At 68.4% G+C, this 19,506-nt stretch carries 23 protein-coding genes; 14 read left to right on the top strand and 9 right to left on the bottom strand.

Features of this window, described 5'->3' with window-relative positions:
• The 4 genes from MKL09_RS08500 to MKL09_RS08485 form a co-directional block, all read left to right on the top strand.
• On the top strand, positions 1-252 hold a 252-nt coding region (locus MKL09_RS08500), incomplete at its 5' end, for a hypothetical protein (protein WP_244019498.1).
• A 317-nt stretch (positions 253-569) separates the two neighbouring features.
• Complete coding sequence (locus MKL09_RS08495; RefSeq protein WP_244019497.1) at positions 570-2,459, top strand: extracellular solute-binding protein; 1,890 nt, start codon at positions 570-572, stop codon at positions 2,457-2,459.
• Complete coding sequence (locus tag MKL09_RS08490) at positions 2,456-4,309, top strand: extracellular solute-binding protein (RefSeq protein WP_244019495.1); 1,854 nt, start codon at positions 2,456-2,458, stop codon at positions 4,307-4,309. The genes MKL09_RS08495 and MKL09_RS08490 overlap by 4 nt, the downstream gene beginning before the upstream one ends.
• A gap of 7 nt (positions 4,310-4,316) precedes the next feature.
• Complete coding sequence (locus MKL09_RS08485; protein WP_244019494.1) at positions 4,317-5,420, top strand: microcin C ABC transporter permease YejB; 1,104 nt, start codon at positions 4,317-4,319, stop codon at positions 5,418-5,420.
• 254 nt (positions 5,421-5,674) lie between these two features.
• Here MKL09_RS08485 and MKL09_RS08480 read toward each other — a convergent pair whose 3' ends face one another.
• Entirely contained in the window at positions 5,675-6,475 is an 801-nt protein-coding gene (locus tag MKL09_RS08480; RefSeq protein WP_244019493.1) for an AraC family transcriptional regulator, read from the bottom strand.
• 62 nt (positions 6,476-6,537) lie between these two features.
• On the opposite strand from MKL09_RS08480, the gene MKL09_RS08475 reads away from it, so the two are divergent.
• Both MKL09_RS08475 and MKL09_RS08470 read left to right on the top strand, forming a co-directional pair.
• The gene (locus MKL09_RS08475; protein ID WP_244019492.1) at positions 6,538-7,734 is read left to right on the top strand and encodes an MFS transporter; all 1,197 of its coding nucleotides are present in this window, start codon (positions 6,538-6,540) and stop codon (positions 7,732-7,734) included.
• A 63-nt stretch (positions 7,735-7,797) separates the two neighbouring features.
• On the top strand, positions 7,798-8,301 hold the full coding sequence (locus tag MKL09_RS08470) for a GNAT family N-acetyltransferase (protein WP_244019491.1): 504 nt from the start codon (positions 7,798-7,800) through the stop codon (positions 8,299-8,301).
• Positions 8,302-8,415: 114 nt separating this feature from the next.
• On the opposite strand, the gene MKL09_RS08465 is transcribed toward MKL09_RS08470, so the two are convergent.
• The 4 genes from MKL09_RS08465 to MKL09_RS08450 form a co-directional block, all read right to left on the bottom strand.
• Complete coding sequence (locus MKL09_RS08465) at positions 8,416-9,120, bottom strand: Crp/Fnr family transcriptional regulator (protein WP_244019490.1); 705 nt, start codon at positions 9,118-9,120, stop codon at positions 8,416-8,418.
• A 205-nt stretch (positions 9,121-9,325) separates the two neighbouring features.
• The gene (locus MKL09_RS08460) at positions 9,326-9,598 is read right to left on the bottom strand and encodes a hypothetical protein (RefSeq protein ID WP_244019489.1); all 273 of its coding nucleotides are present in this window, start codon (positions 9,596-9,598) and stop codon (positions 9,326-9,328) included.
• A gap of 541 nt (positions 9,599-10,139) precedes the next feature.
• Complete coding sequence (locus MKL09_RS08455) at positions 10,140-11,357, bottom strand: multidrug effflux MFS transporter (RefSeq protein ID WP_409566909.1); 1,218 nt, start codon at positions 11,355-11,357, stop codon at positions 10,140-10,142.
• Between the two features lie 54 nt (positions 11,358-11,411).
• Positions 11,412-12,368 (bottom strand): c-type cytochrome, encoded by a 957-nt coding sequence (locus tag MKL09_RS08450; RefSeq protein WP_244019487.1) that lies wholly within the window; start codon positions 12,366-12,368, stop codon positions 11,412-11,414.
• A gap of 287 nt (positions 12,369-12,655) precedes the next feature.
• Between MKL09_RS08450 and MKL09_RS08445 the strand changes: the two genes are divergently transcribed.
• The 4 genes from MKL09_RS08445 (at position 12,656) to MKL09_RS08430 (ending at position 14,918) form a co-directional block, all read left to right on the top strand.
• Positions 12,656-13,399, top strand: a complete 744-nt coding sequence (locus MKL09_RS08445) for a 3-deoxy-manno-octulosonate cytidylyltransferase (protein ID WP_244019485.1) — start codon at positions 12,656-12,658, stop codon at positions 13,397-13,399.
• 12 nt (positions 13,400-13,411) lie between these two features.
• The gene (locus tag MKL09_RS08440; protein WP_244019482.1) at positions 13,412-14,269 is read left to right on the top strand and encodes a prephenate dehydratase; all 858 of its coding nucleotides are present in this window, start codon (positions 13,412-13,414) and stop codon (positions 14,267-14,269) included.
• 66 nt (positions 14,270-14,335) lie between these two features.
• Positions 14,336-14,632, top strand: coding sequence for a BrnT family toxin (locus MKL09_RS08435; RefSeq protein ID WP_244019480.1), 297 nt, complete (start codon positions 14,336-14,338; stop codon positions 14,630-14,632).
• Positions 14,633-14,645: 13 nt separating this feature from the next.
• Positions 14,646-14,918, top strand: a complete 273-nt coding sequence (locus MKL09_RS08430; protein ID WP_244019478.1) for a BrnA antitoxin family protein — start codon at positions 14,646-14,648, stop codon at positions 14,916-14,918.
• 3 nt (positions 14,919-14,921) lie between these two features.
• On the opposite strand, the gene MKL09_RS08425 is transcribed toward MKL09_RS08430, so the two are convergent.
• Positions 14,922-15,647: a tyrosine-protein phosphatase gene (locus MKL09_RS08425; protein WP_244019476.1), complete on the bottom strand. Its 726-nt coding sequence runs from the start codon at positions 15,645-15,647 to the stop codon at positions 14,922-14,924.
• 214 nt (positions 15,648-15,861) lie between these two features.
• Here MKL09_RS08425 and MKL09_RS08420 point away from each other — a divergent pair, with 214 nt between their 5' ends.
• Both MKL09_RS08420 and ppa read left to right on the top strand, forming a co-directional pair.
• Positions 15,862-16,368, top strand: coding sequence for a GNAT family N-acetyltransferase (locus tag MKL09_RS08420; RefSeq protein ID WP_244019474.1), 507 nt, complete (start codon positions 15,862-15,864; stop codon positions 16,366-16,368).
• Between the two features lie 111 nt (positions 16,369-16,479).
• Positions 16,480-17,013: an inorganic diphosphatase gene (ppa, locus tag MKL09_RS08415; protein ID WP_147856529.1), complete on the top strand. Its 534-nt coding sequence runs from the start codon at positions 16,480-16,482 to the stop codon at positions 17,011-17,013.
• Positions 17,014-17,057: 44 nt separating this feature from the next.
• On the opposite strand, the gene MKL09_RS08410 is transcribed toward ppa, so the two are convergent.
• Positions 17,058-17,591 carry a gamma carbonic anhydrase family protein gene (locus MKL09_RS08410; RefSeq protein ID WP_244019472.1) on the bottom strand — a complete coding sequence of 178 codons (534 nt, stop codon included), beginning with the start codon at positions 17,589-17,591 and terminating at the stop codon, positions 17,058-17,060.
• A gap of 133 nt (positions 17,592-17,724) precedes the next feature.
• Here MKL09_RS08410 and MKL09_RS08405 point away from each other — a divergent pair, with 133 nt between their 5' ends.
• A complete protein-coding gene (locus MKL09_RS08405; protein ID WP_244019471.1) occupies positions 17,725-18,003 on the top strand; it encodes a hypothetical protein in 279 nt (92 codons plus the stop codon).
• A 173-nt stretch (positions 18,004-18,176) separates the two neighbouring features.
• Positions 18,177-18,362, top strand: a complete 186-nt coding sequence (locus MKL09_RS08400) for a hypothetical protein (protein WP_244019470.1) — start codon at positions 18,177-18,179, stop codon at positions 18,360-18,362.
• Between the two features lie 38 nt (positions 18,363-18,400).
• Here the strand turns inward: MKL09_RS08400 and MKL09_RS08395 are convergent, their stop codons facing one another.
• Both MKL09_RS08395 and MKL09_RS08390 read right to left on the bottom strand, forming a co-directional pair.
• Positions 18,401-18,565 (bottom strand): hypothetical protein, encoded by a 165-nt coding sequence (locus MKL09_RS08395; RefSeq protein WP_244019469.1) that lies wholly within the window; start codon positions 18,563-18,565, stop codon positions 18,401-18,403.
• A 313-nt stretch (positions 18,566-18,878) separates the two neighbouring features.
• On the bottom strand, positions 18,879-19,397 hold the full coding sequence (locus MKL09_RS08390; RefSeq protein WP_244019468.1) for an META domain-containing protein: 519 nt from the start codon (positions 19,395-19,397) through the stop codon (positions 18,879-18,881).
• Positions 19,398-19,506: the final 109 nt, after the last annotated feature.

The following is a 19,506-nucleotide window of genomic DNA, read 5'->3' as shown; positions in this document are numbered from 1 at the left end:
ATCCACCTGCAGGACGGTGACGTGGTGGAGCTCGGCGATTACATCGTCGATGGAAACCCGGCGCCGCACGACATCCTGGCGATCAAGGGCGTCGAGGAACTTGCGGCCTACCTCGTCAACGAGATCCAGGAAGTCTACCGGGTGGCCCGTGCGTCAGCAGGGGTCGGGAGCGATGGGCAGCGCGACGGTTCAGGATTTCACCCCTGTCACGCCTTCCCCGGAAGCCCAGTCCCCTCTCCTTTTCTGGGATGAGTGCGATCGCCACGAGACGGACACACAGTAACTCAGTTCCTCCACAGTTGACGCTTTCACCCTTGGCTGGCTTGGCCCGGAGCGCTCGTGCCCCCCCCGTACCCGAATCCCGCGACGCCCTCCCCCGCAGAGGGGGGAGGGAATGGCGCGGATCCGGGCCGCCTCATGAAGCCCCGTGCGGCCCGTCACGCCACGGTCGCGCACCGACCCGCAAACATCCAACCTCGACGCCCGGGCCGCCCCCGGCCTAAGACCGACCCCGGCAAACCGCAGATTCTTCGCACCGCCTGGTGCGCCGACATGGAGACAGCCTGCCCGTGACTGGACGCCTCCTCGCCGCGACGCTGCTCGTCGCTTGCCTCCAGTTCGCCCCGGCCCGCGCGCAGGAGCCAGCCTCGAGTGCGGCCGCGATCCCGGCCGCCACCGGCCAGTGGACCCACGCGATCACGCTGATGGGCGAGCCGAAATATGGGCCCACCTTCAAGCACTTCGACTATGCCGACCCGGCCGCGCCCAAGGGCGGCCTGGTGCGCCTCGGCATGCAGGGCGGATTCGACAACTTCAACATGATCGTCTCCGGCCTGAAGGGCGACCTCGAAGGCGGCGTCCTGCAGATCTACGATACGCTGACGACCGAATCCTCGGACGAGCCGTTCACCTCCTACGGCCTGCTGGCCGAGGCGGTGCGGATCGCTCCCGATCTCGGCTCGGTCTCGTACCGCCTGCACGACGACGCCCGCTGGCATGACGGCCAGCCGATCACCCCCGAGGACGTGGTCTGGTCCTACGACGTGCTGAAGGCCAATTCTCCGTTCTACGCTGCCTATTATCAGACCGTGGCCAAGGCCGAGGCGACCGGGCCGCACGAGGTGACCTTCACGTTCACCGAGAAGGGCAACCGCGAACTGCCGCAGGTGATCGGACAGCTGCGCGTGCTGCCCAAGCACTGGTGGACGGGCAAGGACGCCAACGGCAAGCCGCGCAGCCCCACCGAGACCACCCTGGAGCCGCCGCTCGGGTCCGGTCCCTACCGGCTCGCCAAGTTCGAGCCCGGCCGCAGCGTCACCTACACCCGGGTGCCGGATTATTGGGGCAAGGACTTGCCGGTGAATGCCGGGCGGTACAACTTCGATACCGAGCGCCACGAGTATTTTCGCGACGGCACCGTGCTGGTCGAGGCCCTGAAGGGCGACCTCTACGACTTCCGGTCCGAGAACATCGCCCGCAACTGGGCGACCGCCTACGACGACTTCCCGGCCGTTAAAGAGGGGCGCCTGATCAAGGAGGCGTTCCCGGAGCGCGGCATGGGCATCATGCAGGCGTTCGCGTTCAACACCCGCCGGGACAAGTTCAAGGATCCGCGGGTGCGCCGGGCCTTCAACCTGGCGCTGAACTTCGAGGAGATGAACAAGAACCTGTTCTACGGCCTCTACAAGCGGATCAATTCGTACTTCTTCGGCTCGGAACTGGCGTCCTCGGGCCTGCCCGAGGGGCAGGAGAAGGAGATCCTGGAGAGCGTCAAGGACAAGATTCCGGCCTCGGTCTTCACCACGCCCTACGCCAACCCGCTGAACGAAACCCAGGACGCCGTGCGAAAAAACCTGCGCGAGGCCGTGGGGCTGTTGCGCGAGGCGGGCTACGAGCTGCGCGGCGGCAAGATGGTCAACAAGGCCACGGGTGAGCCGCTGACCGTCGAGTTCTTGGAATTCCAGAACGCCTTCGAGCGGGTGATCCTGCCATTCGCAGCGCAGTTGAAGCTCATCGGCATCGATGCCACGATGCGGGTGATCGACGCCGCGCAGTACCAGAACCGGATCCGCGACTTCGATTTCGACATCACCACCAATGGCTGGGGCGAGTCCCTGTCGCCGGGCAACGAGCAGCGCGAGTTCTGGGGCTCGGCGGCAGCCGACAAGCCTGGCTCGCGCAACCTGATCGGGATCAAGGATCCCGGCATCGACGCGCTGATCGAGAAAGTCATCTATGCCAAGGACCGGGCCGGGGTGATCGCCGCGACCAAGGCCCTCGACCGGGTGCTGCTCGCTCACGATTACGTCGTGCCGCAATGGTCGGCGAGCGAGCAGCGGACCCTGCGCTGGAACCGGTTCGGCCACCCGGCGATCCTGCCGCGCTATGCCGGCTCCGGTTTCCCGACGACCTGGTGGTACGACCAGACGCTGGCCGCCAAGACCGGAGCCCCGCGTTGACCCGCGGCCCCTGGCGGCCGAGTCGGCGCGGACTCGTTCTGGGCGCCGGCGCGCTCGCGGCCCTGCGTCCCGCCTGGGCCGCCGCGGAGGAACGCCACGGCCTGTCGAGCTTCGGCGAGCTGAAATACGGTCCCGGCTTCGAGCGGTTCGACTACGTGAACCCGATCGCCCCGAAGGGCGGCCGGTACTCGACCCAGCTCACCGGCACGATCGGCAACCAGTCGCTCAACACCTTCAACACGCTCAACATCTACGTGCTGCGCGGCGACGGCGCGGCCGGGCTGGACCAGACCTTCGACAGCCTGATGGTCCGGGCGCTTGACGAGCCGGACGCGGTCTACGGGCTGGTGGCGCGCGCCGTCACGGTGAGCCCCGACGGCCTGACCTACACCTTCGCGCTGCGCCCCCAGGCCCATTTCCACGACGGCTCGCGGCTCACCGCCCGGGACGCCGCCTTCAGCCTCAAGCTCCTGCGCGACAAGGGCCATCCCTCGATCTCCGAGGTGATCCGGCCGATGACCGACGCCCGGGCCGAGGGCGACGAGACGCTCGTCGTCACCTTCGCGGAGGGCCGCGCCCGGGACCTGCCGTTATTCGTGACGCAGCTGCCGATTTTTTCCGCTTCCTACTACGGCAACCGCGACTTCGAGGCGTCGAGCCTCGAGGCGCCGCTGGGCTCCGGCCCCTACCGGGTCGGCGCGGTCGATCCCGGCCGCTCGATCGGGCTGGACCGGGTCCCGGATTATTGGGCAGCGGACCTCGCCGTGACGGCCGGGCAGAACAATTTCGACGCGATCCGCTACGAGTACTTTCGCGATCGCACCGTGGCCTTCGAGGCGTTCAAGAGCGGCGCCTTCACGTTCCGCGAGGAATTCACCGCCCGGGTCTGGGCCACCGGCTACGACTTCCCGGCCGCCGCCGAGGGCCGGGTGATCCGCCAGACCGTGCCGGATGCGCGGCCCAGCGGCACGCAGGGCTGGTGGATCAACATCCGCCGCGCACCGTTCCGCGACCCGCGCATCCGCAAGGCGATCGGCCTGTGCTTCGACTTCGAATGGTCGAACCGCAACCTGATGTACGGCGCCTACACGCGCACCGCCTCGTTCTTCGAGAATTCCGACCTCAAGGCCACTGGCAAGCCCTCGGCCGAGGAGTTGGCCCTGCTGGAGCCGTTCAAGGATCTGCCCCCGGAGGTGTTCGCCGAGGCCTGGACGCCCCCCGTCTCGGACGGGTCCGGCCAGGACCGGGCGCTGCTGAAGCGCGCCGACGCGCTGCTGCGCGAGGCCGGCTGCACCCGCCAGGGCGGCGGCCTCTTGCTGCCGGGCGGCCAGCCCCTGGCCATCGAGTTCCTGGACGACGATCCGGTCTTCCAGGCGGTCACCCAGCCGTTCATCCGCAATCTCGGCTTGCTCGGGATCAAGGCGACCCACCGCACCGTCGACCCGTCGCAGTACCAGGCCCGGGTCAACGATTTCGACTTCGACGTCACCTCCCGCCGCTTCGCCGGCGGCGTCACCCCGGGCTCGGAGCTGCGCGAGCTCTACGGCTCCCGGGCGGCCACCACCCCGGGCTCCAACAACCTGTCGGGCATCGCCGATCCGGCTATCGACGGGCTGCTCACCGCCATCGCGGATGCCAAGTTCCGCGCTGCGCTCACCACCGCGTGCCAAGCCCTCGACCGGGTGCTGCGGGCGCGGCGCCTCTGGGTGCCGATGTGGTATTCCGGAGCGCACCGCCTCGCCCTGTGGGACCTCTACGGCCGTCCCGCGAACCCGCCCAAATACGATCTCGGCGCCCCCGCTACCTGGTGGTACGAGGCCGAGAAGGCCAAGCGGATCGGGCGGGACTAGGACGACCATGCTCGGCTACATCCTGCGCCGCATCGGCCTGATGATCCCGACCCTGTTCGGGATCATGCTGATCACCTTCACCATCGTGCAATTCGCCCCGGGCGGCCCGGTGGAGCGGGTGCTGTCGCAGATGAAGGGCCAGGGCGACGGCGCCCTGTCGCGGGTCACCGGCGGCGCCGGCGACCTCGGCGGCGGCGGAAGGGCGGCAGGGGGCGGCGAGGGCAATTCCCGCTATCGCGGCGCGCAAGGCCTGAGCCCGGACTTCATCGCCAAGCTGGAAAAGCAGTTCGGCTTCGACAAGCCGGCCCCCGAGCGCTTCGCCAAGATGCTCTGGGACTACGCCAGGTTCGATTTCGGCCGCAGCTATTTTCGCGACGTCACGGTCATCCAGCTGATCAAGGAACGCCTGCCGGTCTCGATCTCACTCGGGCTGTGGATGACGCTGCTGTCCTACGCGATCTCGATCCCGCTCGGCATCCGCAAGGCCGTGAAGGACGGCGAGCGCTTCGACCGCTGGACCTCCTTCGTGGTGATCATTGGCTACGCGATCCCGGGCTTCATGTTCGGGCTGATGCTGATCATCCTGTTCGCGGGCGGCTCGTTCTATCAGTGGTTTCCGCTGCGCGGCCTGACCAGCGAGGGCTGGGAGAGTTTTTCCGCCTGGCACAAGCTCACCGACTATGCCTGGCACATGGCGCTGCCGCTCACCGCCCTGGTGATCGGCGCCTTCGCCACCTCGACCCTGCTCACCAAGAACTCGTTCCTCGACGAGATCCGCAAGCAATACGTCCTCACCGCCCGGATGAAGGGCCTGTCCGAGCGGCGCGTGCTCTACGGCCACGTCTTCCGCAACGCCATGCTGATCGTGATCGCCGGCTTCCCGGGCGCGTTCATCTCGGCCTTCTTCACTGGCTCGCTGCTGATCGAGACGATCTTCTCCCTCGACGGGCTGGGCGAATTGTCGTTCCGGGCGATCGTCGGCCGCGATTACCCGGTGGTGTTCGCGACCCTCTACATCTTCTCCCTGCTCGGGCTGGCCGTGAACCTGCTGTCCGACCTGATCTATGTCTGGATCGATCCGCGGATCGACTTTTCCGCGCGCGCGACGTGAGGGGCCGAAAGGGCGATATCGGGCGCTAAGTGCAGGCTGGTTTCGACCCAACCCAGCCGCCTAGTTCGCCATGGGCGTTTCCCATAAGCGGTCGTTGGTCGACCGTCCGGCAACTTCGGCTAGAGGTGGAGGCTGTCTGAACGGGCAGGACAGCGTAGCGAGTTCGTAGAGCATGGCCGGGCGCCTCCGCTTTCGCTTGCGTCATCCGACTGAAGCTAGATCACCGCAATCCTGAAGCGAGGGTGGCACGGGACCTACAGTGCTCCCCCACTGCCCAACACCCGCGCCACCGTGGTCCGCAGCGCCTGGGCGCTCCGGTAGCCCACCGCCGTTGCGACCGCCCCCGCCGGTCGCCCCTCGGCGGTCAGCGCGAGCGCCCGGATCACCCGGGCTCGCGCCCGCCAGTCACCGAAGCTGAGCCCGGTCTCGGTGCGGAACCCCCGGGTCAGGGTGCGCCGGCTCGCCCCGGCACGGTCGGCCCAGGCGTCGAGATCGTCCGTGGCGGACGGATCCGCGATCAGGCCGAGGCAGACCCGGCGCAGGCGGGCATCCCGCGGCAGCGGCAGGGTGAGCGGCGTCTCGGGGGCGCGGCCGATCTCGTCGAGCACCAGGGCGGCGAGGTGGCCGCCGCGGCCGGCCTCGTCGTACAGCACCGGCTCCGCGCCGAGAGCCGCGAGCGCCGCGGCGAGCAACGGGGAGACCAAGATCACCCGGCAGCGATCCGGGAAGGCCGACACCGCGGCGGGATCGAGATAGGCCGAGCACATCGCCACCGCGCAATGGGTCGCCACCGCGTGCGGCAGGCGCGGCGGGATCCACAGGGCGTGGCCCTCCGGCACGACCCAGGTGCCGTCCTCGGCCGAGGCCATCATCAGGCCCTGCGTGGCGTAGAGCAGTTGCGCGCGCGGGTGGAAGTGCCGGTCCAGCCGCATCCCGGCCGGATAGGTCTTGGGCATCACCGCGACGGCGCGGGGCACGTCCTGATAGTCGGCGGCATCCGTCGAGCGTCCGCGACGCGGCTGCCCGCTCGAAAAAAGTGGCCCGTTCGCATCCATATCCGGCCCGACACCGCCATCGGGCCAGGGTATCAGGGGACGATCCCGGAGGATACGCCGCGATGGATGCCGAAACCTTGTCCCGCCGCACGCTGCGCTTCGTCAACGTCGCGCACGCCCTCGACCACTTCGTCCTGCTGATCTACCCGACCGCGGTCATCGCCATCGCGGCCCAGACTGGACTCGGCTACGGCGAGCTGATCGGGCTCGCGACTGGCGCCTTCGTGGCCTTCGGCCTGTGCTCCCTGCCGATGGGCTGGCTGGCGGACCGGTTCGGCCGGCGCACCATGCTGGCGGTGTTCTTTCTCGGCTACGGCCTGTCCTGCCTGGGGGTGGCGAGTGCCACGACGCCCCTGAGCTTCGCGCTGTGGCTGTGCGTGCTCGGCCTCGCCTCGGCGATCTACCACCCGGTCGGCTCGACCATGCTGGTGACCCATGCCCGCCGGCTCGGGCGCGACCTCGGGATCAACGGCGTCTGGGGCAATCTCGGCGCCGCCTCGGCCTCGGGGGTGACCGCGCTGCTCGCCGCCACCGCCGGCTGGCGGGCGGCCTTCGTGGTCCCGGGCCTCGTCTGCCTCGCCTGCGGCGCCGCCTTCCTGGCGCTGGTCCCGGGCGATGGCGAGGCCGGCGGCAAGAAGGCCGGGGGCGCGGCCGCGATCGCCGTGAGCCGGCCCTGGGCGCTGATGGCCCTTTACGCCCTGGCGATCTTCGCCGGCGGCGTGACCTTCAACCTGACGACGATCAGCCTGCCCAAGGTGATCGACGAGGGCGTCGGCCAAGCGCTGCCGCTGGCGCTGATCGGCTCGCTCGCCACCGTGGTGTTCCTGTTCGGGGCGCTGATGCAGCTCGCCATGGGCCGGCTGATCGACCGGTTCAGCCTGCCGGCCCTGTTCGTGACCCTCTCGGTGCTGCAGCCGCTCGGGCTCGGGCTCGCGGCGCTCTCCAGCGGCCTGCCGCTGCTCGCCGGGCTCGTGCTGGCGATGACGGCGATCTATGGGCAGGTGGTGATCAACGACGCGATGATCGCCCGCTACGTGCCCCCCGCCTACCGGGCCCGGGCCTACAGCGTGCGCTACTTCGTGGGCTTCACCGCCAGCGGCTTCGTGGTCCCGGCGATCGCGGTCCTTCACGATCGCGGCGGCTTCGCGCTGGTGCTCGGCATCGCGGCCACCTGCGGCGCGGTGGTGTGGCTCGCGGCGATCGGTTTCCTGAGCCTGACGCAGAGCGGGCCGAGGGCCGAGCTTGCGGCGGCGGAGTAGGCCCGGGGTTTGCGGCTCCCGGCGGCCGCTGCTACGCGGCGTTTCCGAGCCGCGAGCCCGCCCGTGACCACACTCTCCCTCGTCATCCGGCCCGAGCGGCCGGAGGACGCCGCCGCGATCGACCGGCTCCAGGCCCGGGCCTTCGGCCCCGGACGGTTCGCCCGCACGGCCTACCGCCTGCGCGAGACGGCAGCCGCGCGGATCGATCTCGGCGTCACCGCCTCGGTCGGCAGCTTTCTGGTCGGATCGGTGCGCATGGGGCCGGTCCGGACCGGGGGGTCGTGCTTCGTCATGCTCGGCCCCCTGGCGGTGGATCCGAGCTTTGCGGGCCGCGGCATCGGCGGCACCCTGACCCGTGCGGCGATCGAGGCGGCCCGCCAGGCGGGCGAAGGTTTGGTGATCCTTGTGGGCGACGCGCCCTATTACAGCCGTTTCGGCTTCACCCCGGTCCCGCCGGGCCGCCTGACCCTGCCGGGACCTGTGGATCCGACCCGCCTCCTGTGGCTGGAGCTGCAGGCCGGGTTCTGCGCGGGTGTGTCCGGTCCGATCGAGGCGATCCGCCGATAGGGCCCGGGACCGAGCACCGAAGGGTTCAGGCCTCGAGCGATCTCCCATTGATTGCGGGGCAGGGCAACGCCGTGCGAACCTCAGGACGTCGCGCAGCCATTCGGGGTTTCCGCCCTACATGCCCGTCTCAAGGGATCCCTCGACCAGGCGCGCGTACTCGATCTCTGCCGTGCCGTAGCCGTCTCCCGCGTAGTCGAGCAGTCCCTCGCGGTCGGCGACTTCGACCACGCCGCGGCGCTTCAGAACGAAGCCGGCCTTCTCGAGGATTCGCAGCGCCGCCGTCACGCCCGGACGCTCGACGCCCAGCATGAACGACATGAAATCCTGCGTCACCGTGATCCGGTCGTCATCGACCCGGTCGTGGCACATCAGCAGCCATCGGGCGAGGCGGGTCGCGGTGTTGCCCCGCGCGTTGGCGAACGCCGTCTGCGCGGTCTGGACGAATTGCGCCTGAATGAAGCGATGCAGGAGCCGTCTCATGGCCGGGCGCCGCTCCACCTCCTCCCGCAGCACCGCCACGTCGAGGCTCAGCATGTGCCCGGCCATCTGCACGAAGTGGGTATGCGGACTGCGATTGTCGGCCAGCAGGATCGGGGCAGCGCCGACCATCCCTTCCCGGCCGATCAACCCGATCTCGACGCGGCCGCTGGGCTCGTCGTTGGTGATCGAGACGAAGCCCGTCTCCGGGAAGAAAACGGTTTCGATCGCCGTATGGGAGGCGATCAGGACGTGCCGCAGCGGCATCTCCTCGGTACGCATCGCGGGTTTCAGGGCCGCGAAATCCTCAGCTGCCAGAAGCTGGAGGAGGCGATTGCGCACCTCCGATTGTTGAGGGCCGGGCATGGTGCTCACTTGCTGGGGGGCAAGAGCACACGGCGTCCCTCAATCACCGACGCCCTGATCATGGTCAGCGATGACTTGAATGTAGTAGCTTTTATGAAAAACGCAATAAGACGTAAAAAAGTATAAATATTACATTTATTCGAAAAAGTCCGTGCGTTCGATTCGATCAGGAGAATGACGACTACAAATATTCAGTCGTCTGTCTACGGACAATATTCTCCGATTGCACCTTCAGTATCTCGCGGACGCAAGCGAGGACCAGCTGCCGGTCCTCAGGGCTCCGGATCACGAGCCACATCTGCAGGAGCTGCGCGGTCTGTCCGGTCGATGGCCCATCCGACGTCTCGAAGAACAGACCTGTGGAACAGCCAAGCGCCGCCGCGACATCTTCGAGCTTCCCCAATGTCCGGCTGAGCGCGACCGAACCCAGCATATCAGGGGTCTTCATATCCATCGCAGATTCTCGCGTGATAAACCGCCTCATCTCAGCGATCGATGCATCTTATCACTGTATTTTCGGTTGCAAAACGGTAACTAAAATACAATGCTCACAATGGAGCAAGATAAAATGTAAAAATTTTACATTCCGAGCCCCGCGTCGAAACGCATCAAAATTTGGACATACAATGAATCGGGCCCCTGATCTGGATGCCGTAGCAGATGCATGTATCGCCGCCCATGCCGTCATCTCGGATCACGGTACGCCGCAAATGAAGATGCTGATCCGGGTTCTCCTTCACGTCGTCGGCCGGGAAATCGCACACGATATGTCTCGGTCGCAGCGGGAGGACAGTCCGACGCGCAATGGTTTTCTATCACCGGAAGGCCGATACGATGATTAAGGCTGGTCTGTCGCGAATAAATTCCTTCACCCATCAATGAACGACAGCTTTGATGGCGTAGTCGCGAGGGCGTAAACCCAACTCATTTCGCAACCGGCAAGCGTTGCGCCCCAGAACACACTTATTCCCCCCCGTTCGCACGTGGCGCGCCGATCACGCCCGCCGCAGCGCCAGTGCGGCAATCAGGCCGGCCGTGAGCAGCGCCAGGGCCACGGGGGTCGCCGAGGTCGCAGGCCACGCCGAGGCCGCAGCCGTGAACAGAGCCCCGAAGGTCATCTGGGTGAAGCCGTAGAGGCTGGAGGCCGAGCCCGCCGCGTGCGGATCGACGTTCATCAGGCCGGCCACCGCGTTGGGGCTGAGCAGGCCGACCCCGACCGCGTAGGCGAAGAGCGGCACGATCAGGCTGACGACGCCCAGCATCCCGGTCCGGTCGACCAGCAACAGCGCCAGCGCCGACGCGATGCAGAGCAGGTTGCCGCTGCGCGCCGCCTTGCGGATCGGCACCCGGGTCGCAAGGCGGCTCGCCAGCACGGCGCCGCCGACCATGCCGAACACCACGATCAGGCAATCGAACCCGACCTCCTGCGACGAGCGTCCGAGCCGGTCGACCAGCAGGAACGGCGCCACCGCCAGGAAGGCGTAGAGGCTGGTGCCGCCGCAGGCCCCCGCCACCAGGTAGGCGCGGAACACCGGCAGCTTCACCAGCCGCAGGTAGCCCGCCAGGATCGCGACGAAGCCCGGCAAGGCCACCTTGTGCCGGTTGGTCTCCGGCAGGGTGAACACCACCAGGGCGCCGAGCAGAGCGACGATCCCGGCCAGCACCACGAACACCGCGCGCCAGCCGAAGGCCTCGTTCACCACGCCGCCGATCGCCGGCGCCAGGGCCGGCGTGAGAGTCATGGCGGTGGTCAGGATTGCGAGTTTTTTCGCCGCGTCCTCGCGGGTCGAGACGTCCCGCACCATCGCCCGGCCGATCACCAGGGAGCCGCAGGCCCCGAGCGATTGCAGCACCCGCGCGACCAGCAGCACGCCGATGCTCTGGGCCGGGATCGCCAGCAGCAGCCCGGCCAGGTAGAGGCCCAGCCCACCGATCAGGATCGGCCGCCGGCCGTACCGGTCGGAGAGAGGCCCGTACAGGAGTTGACCGCCCGCGAGCCCGATCAGGTAGACCGTGATGGTGAGCTGCGCGGCGGCCGTGGTGGTGCCGAGGTCGGCGGCGGCGGTGGCGAGCGCGGGCACGAAGATGTGCAGCGCCACCGTGCCGGTCATGGTCACGGCGACCAGCAACGGCAGGGGCGCCCGGCGCCCCGCCGGATCGACACTTCGATCGGGCAAGAGGATTCCTTTGCGGTGTCCGACCCGGACTGACATCGGGTCGCGGCCGCCTCAAGGCAAAGGCCGGGCCTGAGCCCGGCCGGTTCCCCCCTATTCCTTCGGCGTCGGCAGCGGCGCGTTGAGGTCCTTGGTCGGGCCGTCGACCTCGAGGTTCTTGGCCCGGTCCACGGCTTCGGGATTGGCCTTGGCCGGCGGCTCCTTGGCGGCCGGTGCGGACGGCGCGGTCGGCTCGGCGGGGATCAGGCTCGACGGCGCGCCCTGCTGGTCGCCGTCATGGGCGCCGGCCGGCGGAGCCGGGGCATTGCGGTCGCTCGATTCGCTCGGCGCCCGCGGGCTGCCGGCCGACTTCTCCTCGACCGGCTTGGCGGTTTTGATATCGGCGGGCTTGGCCGGGCTGTCCTTGCCCTCGGAGCCCTTGCCGGCGGCCGGCTTGGCGGCGGAGGGCTTTTCCTCCGGCGCGGCGGCGGGCTTGGCGGCAGCGGGGGCGGCCTCCGGCTTCGCTTCGGTCTTCTCGACGGCGGGCAGCGGCTTGGGGCTGTCCGCATTGCTGCGCAGGTAGGCGATGACGTTGGCGCGCTCCTGCGGGGCGGCGATGCCGGCGAACGCCATCTTGGTGCCCGGGGCGTAGCCCTTCGGGCTGGTCAGGAAAGCGTCCAGGTCGTCATAAGTCCAGGCACCGCCCTTCCCCTTGAGGGCCGCCGAGTATTCGAAGCCGGCATGGCCGCCCTTCGGGCGCTCGACCACGTCGTACAGATCCGGGCCGACCTTGTTCGGGCCGCCCTTCTCGAAATTGTGGCAGGCCCGGCAGGCCTTGGTGCCGGCCTCGCCCTTCTCGGCGTTGGCGCTGGCGAGCCGGACCGCGATCGGCTCGACCTTGGCCTCCGGCGCTGCCGCAGCGGCCTGAGGCTCAGGCTCGGGCAGGTCGTAACCGGCTTTGCCGGCCGGTCGCGGATGGTAGATCAACTCGGCGACGAAACCCGATCCGGCCGCGAACAATAAGGCGCCGAGGACGGCGCCGAGGACCTTGTTCACCTCGAACGAGTTCATGCTCTTCTCTCGATCTGCCCATGCCCGTCACAGGCAGGCACGCCGGCACACAGGACCTTGGAAGATTTCAAGGGTGCTTAGCCGTTCCGGCACGATCTTGACAATGGCGGGCGGGGGATACGTTCCGTCGCGGGGCAAAACCCCGTGCCAAATCGCCGAGCTTGTCACCCGGCGGCATCATTTTGCCGGATCGCGTGATGCAGGCCCGCTTCTCCGCGAGGGACGACAACCGGGAACAGGCCTGCTAAGCAGCCGCGCTCCGCCGCGAGCCCCAAGTTCGATCCCCGATGTCCGATCCCCTCGTCCTGATTCCGGCCCGCCTCGCCGCGACGCGCCTGCCGAACAAGCCGCTGGCCGAGATCGCCGGAGAGGCGATGATCGTCCATGTCTGGCGCCGGGCCATGGAGGCCGGGATCGGCCCCGTGGTGGTGGCGACCGACACGGCCGAGATCGCGCGCATCGTCGAGGAGGCCGGCGGCATCGCGGTGATGACCCGGGCCGACCACCCGTCCGGCTCGGACCGCCTCGCCGAGGCGCTGGAGACCGTCGACCCGGAGGGACGCCACGACGTGGTGGTCAACGTCCAGGGCGACCTCCCGACCATCGACCCGGCGATCATCGGCGCCTCGATCGGCCCGCTCTCCGACCGCACAGTCGATATCGTCACGCTCTGCGCGCCGATCACCGACGCGCACGAGGCCGACAATCCCAACGTGGTCAAGCTCGTGGGCCATCAGGTCGGCCCGGGCCGCCTGCGGGCGCTCTACTTCACCCGTGCCCGCGCCCCCTGGGGCGAGGGTCCGCTCTGGCACCATATCGGCCTCTACGCCTATCGCCGCACGGCGCTGACCCGCTTCGTCGCCCTGCCCCCCGGAGAACTGGAGACCCGGGAGAAGCTCGAGCAGCTGCGCGCGCTGGAGGCCGGCATGCGCATCGATGCCGTCATCGTCGACGACCTGCCGCTCGGCGTCGACACCCCCGCCGACCTGGAGCGCGCCCGCGCCCTGCTCCAAACCCGCCGCCTGAACTGAACCGCAATCCCGATGACCGACCGCACAATCTCGTACCAGGGCGAGCCCGGGGCCAACTCGCACATCATCTGCGCCGAGGCGTTTCCAGACTGGACGCCCCTGCCCTGCCCGACCTTCGAGGACGCCTTCGCGGCGGTCACGGAGGGCCGGGCGCAGCGGGCGATGATCCCGATCGAGAACTCGATCGCCGGCCGGGTGGCCGATATCCACCACCTGATCCCGACCTCGCCCCTGCACATCGTGGCCGAGCACTTCCTGCCGATCCATTTCCAGCTGATGGTCCTGCCGGGCACCGCCCTGGAGACCGTGCGGACCGTGCACAGCCACGTCCACGCGCTGGGCCAGTGCCGGCGGATCGTGCGGCGCCTGGGCGTGAAGGCCGTGGTCGCCGGCGACACCGCCGGGGCGGCGCGCGAAGTCGCGGAGATCGGCGACCCAAGCCGGGCGGCCTTGGCGCCCGCACTGGCCGCCGAGGTCTACGGCCTCGACATCCTGGAGCGCGACGTCGAGGACGAGGCACACAACACCACCCGGTTCGTGGTGTTCTCCCCCGATCCCGAGCCGGTGGAGGCCGGGACCGGACCCTGCGTGACCAGCTTCGTGTTCCGCGTGCGCAACATCCCGGCCGCCCTCTACAAGGCGCTTGGCGGCTTCGCGACCAACGGCGTCAACATGTCGAAGCTCGAGAGCTACATGATGGACGGCGAGTTCACCGCCACGCAGTTCTACGCGGAGGTGGACGGTCACCCCGAGGATCCGGGCCTCGCCCGGGCGCTGGACGAGCTCGGCTATTTCTCCCGTGAATTGCGGGTGGTCGGCACCTACCCGGCCAATCCGTTCCGCGAGGCGGCGCGGCCGGCGGCGGAATAGCGGGCTTTGCAGTTCAGGCCTGTTATCGCAGCTTGCGGTAACAACAATCCGTAACTACGCTTCGCCATGGGCTATCAATGGGATCCCGAGAAGGATGCAGCCAATCAGGCCAAGCATCTCATCGGATTCCGACAGGCTGCCGATATCTTCCGCGGCTTTCGGCTGACGCGCGAAGACCTGCGACGCGACTACGGCGAACGCCGGTTCATTAGCCTGGGCCTGTACGACGGGGCGGTGTTGCGGGTGGTGTACGTTCAACGTGACGGCGACATCCGCATCATCTCGGCATGGAAGGCGAGCCGCCATGACAGGAAAGTCTACGCCGAAGCGCGTTCGAGAGCGGGCAGCGACCGTCCGGTATGAAGGCTTTGCCGACATGCCCGCGGCGGACCCGTTGAGCCCGGCCTTCAAGGCCCTGGACGATGCCGAGATCGAGCGACGCGCCGCCGCAGATCCCGATGCCGGCCTGATTCCGCCGGGCTTCTGGGACGAGGCCTCGCCGGCGTCCGTCGAGACGAAGGAACAGATCACGCTGCGCCTCGACGCGGACGTGCTGCGGCATTTCCGGAGCGCTGGAAAGGGTTATCAGTCGCGGATCAACGCGGTGCTCAAGAGCTACGTGACGGCGCAGGAGAAGCGGCGGTCGTGAAGGTCACTCTCGCCGCAGCACCCTATCGACGGCCAGATCCGACCAGAACCCCGGCCGAAAATCCCGCTTGAGTGCCTCCGGATCGTAGATCGTCTCGACCCAGGTCAGGAAATCGATGCCCTTGGCCTCGCCCTCCACCCGGTAGCGGGCGAAGAACGCGTCGAGGATGCCGGTCTTGGCGAAGCGGAGATGGCCGTAGCGTGCCGAGAGCTGGCGGGCGGCCTCGGCCACCGGGCGGTTCTCGTGCAGGATCAGGTAGAGGGCCGAGGCGAGCCCGGCCCGGTCGGCGCCCGACTTGCAATGCATCACCGCCGGGTACTGGATACCGGCGAAGAAGTCTTTTGCGGCCAGCAGGGTGGCGCGGTCGGGGGCCTCGCGGGAGCGCAGGACGAACTCCACCAGGGTGAGCCCGTGCCGCTCGCACGCCTCCCGCTGCAGAGGCCAGGAGCCGTGCTCGCGCCCGCCGCGCAGGGAGATGATCGTGCGCACGCCCTCGGCGCGGAAGCGCGCGAGCTGGTGCGGCCCCGGCTGGGCCGAGCGCCAGAGCCGGCCGGTGCCGACCCGGTGGCGGTTGAGATAGGCCAGCCGGAACACGCCGTGATCGATCAGCAGCATGTTCGCCCAGGCCTTCAGCCGGTCGCCGGGCCCGGCGATCGGCCGCTCGAAGCGGGCGATCCGGGCCATGCGGCGCGCGTAGCGCGTCTCGGGCTTGAGGAAGCGGTTGAACACGATCGGGGCTGCCGCGGAATCGGGAGCCGGCTCTAACAGCCGTCCGGAAGCCCGGCAATTCGCCTGTCGGGCCGGCAGCGACTGAGTTTTACCACCCACCACCGGAAAGTTCCAAAAAGCCGGCGCCGATCTTGCCTTCACTCTGCCCGGATCGGGATCGAACCTGGGCGGGCCGCGCGGGTTATCCGACGGTCGACGGGGAAGGCCGAAGCCCATGAGCACGCGCACCACGAGCATCCGCCGGGCTCGCGAGGCCGATCTCGGCAGCCTGTCGACGGTGTTCGATGCCTCGTGGCGCGAAGCCTATCGCGGCATCATCCCCGGCGTGGCCCTGGAGCGTCTGATCGCCGGGCGCGACCGTGCCTGGTGGCGCAGCGCCCTGCGCCGGGGCCGCCCGATCGCCCTGGTCGAGACCGGCGAGCGGGTGGTCGGCTACGCCGCCTACGGGCGAACCCGCAGCCGGGCGCTCGGGACCGAGGCGGAGATCGACGAACTCTACCTGCTGCCGGAATATCAGGGCGTCGGCCTCGGGCGCCGCCTGTTCAAGGCGGTCCGCAACGACCTCGCCGATCACGGCCTCACCCAGCTCGGCGTCTGGAGCCTGGAGGACAATGCCCGGGCCGGCGCGTTCTACGAGGGCCTCGGCGGCCGGGCCGGGCCGCGGGTGCTGGACCGGGTCGCGGGGGTCGCGCTGCCCAAGGTCGGTTACCTGTTCAGCTAACGTTTCTTGGGACTCGTCGCTGGCCTCGCGCCGATACTGATTTGCATCGTGGAGCCGGACATCTAAGAGGTCGGGGAAGCGGTGCAAGCCGCATCCCGGAAGCGATACGCCATGAACATCGACGCCATCCCGCTCGGCAAGAAGCCCCCGCACGACGTCAACGTCATCATCGAGGTGCCGCTGGGCGGCGAGCCGATCAAGTACGAGATGGATAAGGAATCCGGCGCGCTGGTCGTCGACCGGTTCCTCTATACGCCGATGTTCTACCCCGGGAATTACGGCTTCATCCCGCACACCCTGTCCGGCGACGGCGATCCCTGCGACGTGCTGGTGGCCAACACCCGCGCGGTGCTGCCCGGCGCGATCATCAGCGCCCGCCCGGTCGGCGTGATGGTGATGCAGGACGAGGGCGGCGAGGACGAGAAGGTCATCGCGGTGCCCTCCCGCCACCTGACCAAGCGCTACGACCGGGTCGAGAACTACACCGACCTGCCCGATATCACGATCCAGCAGATCCAGCACTTCTTCGAACACTACAAGGATCTTGAGCCCGGCAAGTGGGTGAAGTTCGTCCGCTGGGGCGACAAGGAAGAGGCCCACCGGCTGATCGAGGAAGCGATCGAGCGGGCGAAGAACAAGAAGTAAGGTTTTCAAGCAGGCCGCTCCCATCCCGGAGCGGCCTGTCGCGCTCAGCCGTCGATGCGGCGCAGGCCGGCCTTGTAGCGGCGGGCGTTCTCGACGTAGCGCTGGGCCGCTTGGCGCAGGCCCTCCACCGCCTCGGCGTCGAGGGTGCGCACAGCCTTGGCCGGCGCGCCGACGATCAGGCTGCGGTCGGGAAATTCCTTCCCCTCGGTCACCAGCGCGTTGGCGCCGATCAGGCAACCTCGGCCGATCCTGGCGCCGTTCAGCACCGTCGCGCCCATGCCGATGAGGCTGCCGTCGCCGATGGTGCAGCCATGGACGATGGCGCCGTGGCCTACCGTGACGTCCGTACCGATCACCAGCGGGAAGCCGGGATCGACATGCATGATCACGCCTTCCTGCACATTGGTCCGGTCGCCGATGCGGATCGGCTCGTTGTCGCCGCGCAGAGCCGCGCCGAACCAGATGCCGACATCGAGGCCGAGATGGACCCGGCCGACCACCTGGGCGTCCGGGGCGATCCAGACGCGGTCGGGATCGGCAAGCTGCGGCACGTGATCGTCGAGGGCGTAGAGCGGCATGGCTGGCTTCCGTCCCGAGGCTGATCCGTCGGCGTCGAGGCCGACGATGGGCATCGCCTGTCGCCGGAATGGCACAGGTCCGGCCCGCCTGCCAATGCTAGGCTGAGCCCCCGACCGGACGCGAGGTGCAGGCGTGAAACGGATCACGGCATCGATCGGCCTCGTGGGCCTGCTGCTGGCGCAAACCGCCTCGGCGGCAGATTGGCAGGATCGGCCGCGGGTCGGCGGATTCCGAGCCACCTGCGAGGATCTCGCCACCTTCTGCTTTGCCGATGCCTGCGGGAGCGATCAGATCGAAGCGGCCGAGACCTGCCGGGCGCGCTGCCCGAGCGCCGTGATCCTCGACGTGCTTCCAGCGGCCTGCCGGATCCCGGCTGCCCCGACTGGGCCCGTGCTTCGGCGGCGCGGTTGAGATCTCGAAATGATCCGGTCTGGCCCCGAAGACGGCCCGATCAATCTCTGCGAGAAAAAATCCTCGGTCCTGCGGCAACAAAACGCGGGGCGCAGCATTGAACCTGCTCCAACGGCTCAACAGCAAGCACGTCAACACGGACCGTTGCTCGCACAGGCGCGAGACCGGAAGCCATGAATATGATCAAAGACGATCTGAACCCGCCCCGTGTGGGCTTGAACGCGCATCCTATTCTTTACGGCGTTGCCGCCGGTCTGGCGGCGCTGTTCCCGCCGGTCATGTCCCATGCCCAGGCCGCGACCGATCAGGATCCGGCGCCTGACGCAGACGAGGAGCAGGACTCGCGCGACGGGGAGTGATCCGGCCCCGTCGCGCGGTGCTATCCATCACCCGATCGTCAGGCGGCGAGCCGCGCAATCAGCAGCAGCGTTGCCACGGCCGGCACGGCGGCGGCGAACCAGAGCGCGGGCGCGTGAAACGCGGGCGGCGCGGTGAAGCGCACGGGCCGCGATACGCCGGGGCGCAGACTCTCCTCGCGTCCGAAACCGATCCCGATGGCCATGCACGCCTCCTCGATGCCCGAGGAGAAAAGGCCGGCGGCCCTCAAGAGCGTCTGAATCGGGGGCCGGGTTCGCGCGGCGTGGTGAACCCGTCCTTAAAGCGGCGGCTGCCTGACCACCCCATCCCACCCTCGACCGCATCCTGACGAGCGTCCGCAAAGCGGAAGCCTCGAAGGAGCCCTTCAGGCGTCTTCGACGAACCCTGAAGTCCTCCTTCAGGGCTGCAGCGCGCGCTCTCAAGGTGAGAGGAGAGATGTCGAGGCTTGCGGCGCCCCTAGCCGTCCCGCAACTGGGATCATGCAGTCAACCGAGCGCTCAAAGCGCCCGGTCGAACTTCAGTTCGCCGTTCGGGCTCTTCAGCACCAGCTGGGAGCCGACGAGATCCCACACCGCCGCCGTGCGGAGAGCGACGAAGAAGGCCTGCTCAGTGGCCGCGAGGCCCTTGTCGCAGCTCTTCTTGGTGAGCGCGAGCGGGCCGACCGCGAGGTGCTGGTCCTTCAGCGGGAAGGCGGTGGCCGCGAAGGTGTTGCAGCCGCCGTAGCCGCGGGCGCGGTACTGCTTGTCGATGATGAAGCTCGGTCGGTCGCCACCGGAAAACGGCTTGCCGTTGAGGCTCACCGCCGTCCAGGTCGAATCGAGCGGGAAGATCTTTTCGCTCGCCTTGGTGCCGGGCACGTATTGCGGCTTCTTCTCTTCCTCGCCGCCGGGGCGGCGGTTGCCGCGGCCGAAGCCCGTGGGCGCGCCGCCGCCCATCTGGGCCTGGGCCTGCGTCGCTGCGGTCAGGTCCACGGCCATCACGGCACAGGCCAAGGTGGCGATCAGCACCGCTCTCATCGTTCTGCCCCTCAAACGCGCGCACGGCGCTCAGCTCATCGTCCATCCGGGACGGCGCATGCCGGCCCGACGCCCATGATTCGCGCGTCGAGACCGCCCCGAACCCATA

It is taken from the genome of Methylobacterium sp. J-048 (assembly GCF_022829515.1).
Lineage (GTDB): Bacteria > Pseudomonadota > Alphaproteobacteria > Rhizobiales > Beijerinckiaceae > Methylobacterium.
This window is presented reverse-complemented; position numbering and strand designations above follow the sequence as displayed.